Here is a 1,894-nt window from a genome sequence, read left to right as displayed (position 1 = left end):
GGCTCTTGGCGTGTCGGCGCACGACGGACCGGGGCCGGGGTCACAGCCCTTTGCGGCAGTGAGTTCACGACCGGTGTCGGTGCCGTGATCGTCTGCGGCGGGGGCGGAGGCGGAGCAGCCGACGGCGGGGGTGCTGGGGGCGGTGCCGATGGCCCCGGCCCGGCCGCTACAGGTACGTGCACGTTCGGCGGTGCCGGCAGTTGGTTCGTGGGAACAACGTTTCCATGCGGGCTGGTTCGCTGGCCGACCGGCGGCCCGATATCGGCCCCCAGTGAAATGAGCAGAGCCACAAAGCCGATGAGGGAGACCGCAGCCAGCCCACTACCCGCCACCAACAGCCCCCGGTAAGCGCGGGAGCCCTCGTCGTCCTCGTCTGCCACCGCACTGTAGGCGAGGGCGTCCTCGCCCAACCGGGCATTCGCGGAAACGTCCAAGTACGCGGGAGCGAGCGCATGGGGGTTCACCTCACCGGTACCGGGATCCAGTGCGTACGCCAACGCAGCGGTCGACGATGCGAACAACGGCGCATTTGCCGACGCCAGCGCCGCTCCGCGGGCAAGCGCCATGTCCGGCTCTTCAGGTGCGCTCAGCGAAACCGCGACCACCGCGTCCAATTGCCGCTTGATCGGAACGATGTCGACGCCGCAACCGACGACAAACACACCGTCCGGTCGCGACTCCAGCCCGTCGAGGGCAGCAACCATCGCGGCCAAATCGCTGACCGCGTTGGCGCCTCGCCGAGCGCAGCTCACGTGCTGCCGGTGCAGATCGACGATCGAACCGTCGGTGGTCTCAACCACCGCCAACGTCGCGCTTTCCGGCTCGACGAACAGCAGCGCGGTGTACCGGTAGTCCATTGCATGGCCGACTGTCTGGGTCAGCGCGGCGGCCGCGAGCAGCGGTGAGACCAGCATGACGCCTCGGATCTGCCGGATGGCGAGGGCGTCTCGCAGCGCACCGACCTCGGTGGGCTCGGTCCACGTCACCCCCGTCGACGTCAACCTGTAGTCAGCTTCGGCCGCGCCTTGCTGGGTGCCCAGGATCGCAGCGATCACCTGTTCGGGCGCGCCGGCATTTGCCGAGCCGCCCGCGGCTGTGACTTCGAAGTTGTCTTCTTCGACGGTGACGCCGTCGGCGTTTTCACCTTCGACCAGCAACATCCGGACCATCGTGGGTGCCATCGACACCCCAAGAACGATGTCCACTGCTCCGAAGTCCCTCGCTAGCCACGGTCTGGGCGGAGGACTGCACCATGCGGGCCGCCATCCATAGATGTCGTCGCCACAGTGGGGTGCGCCGTTACCTCCCCGATTCGCTGGACAGGCGACCACACGAAGCACCGCCGGTCCGGCGCTTCCACCCTACTCGGCCGGTGCGCAGAGGATTGCGGACTGAACCCACGCGCAGCTGCGCCACGCCTTAGTAGCCGTAACCCGGGCTTCCGTACGGATACTGCGGCTGGTACGGGCTTTGCGGCTGGTAGGGGCTCTGCGGCTGGTAGGGACTCTGCGGCTGGCTTGGGGGGGCCTGTCCCTCCGGCACCTGAACCGGTATCGGGACCGGCACGAACGGGAGCTTCAAGTACGTCGTCGTCATCACTTCCGACGGTGTCGTGCTCGTCGTGGTGCTGGGCGGCGGCGGCGTCGAGGTGGTCGTGGTGGGGGTTGTGGTGGTCGTCGTCGGGGTAGTGCTCGTCGCCTGCTGCGTGGTGCTCGGCGGCGGCTGGTAGGTCGTCGTCACCGGTGGCGGCGGCGGAGGCGGCGGCGCCTCGCTGGTGACGGGCGGTGCGACAGTGGCCGACGGCGCGGGGCTCGGCGGCGGTGGCGGCAGCGGGCTCGGCGACGGCGGGTTGGAGCTGGGTAGCGCCGGCGGGGGCACGGCCGAGGTGCTCAGG

The 1,894-nt window shown here is 69.2% G+C and carries 1 protein-coding gene and 1 pseudogene; both read right to left on the bottom strand.

The window, feature by feature from the left end:
* A partial coding sequence (locus WAN71_RS10135) for a DUF7159 family protein (protein ID WP_422225206.1) occupies positions 1-1,205 on the bottom strand: 1,205 nt, incomplete at its 3' end.
* Positions 1,206-1,419: 214 nt separating this feature from the next.
* Positions 1,420-1,894 (bottom strand): annotated as a pseudogene (locus WAN71_RS10130) (molecular chaperone); the annotation flags it as partial.

The sequence above is a fragment of the Mycobacterium sp. genome (assembly GCF_049280035.1).
Classification (GTDB): domain Bacteria; phylum Actinomycetota; class Actinomycetes; order Mycobacteriales; family Mycobacteriaceae; genus Mycobacterium.
The sequence above is the reverse complement of the archived record's forward strand: the minus strand, read 5'-3'. Positions and strand labels throughout refer to the sequence as shown.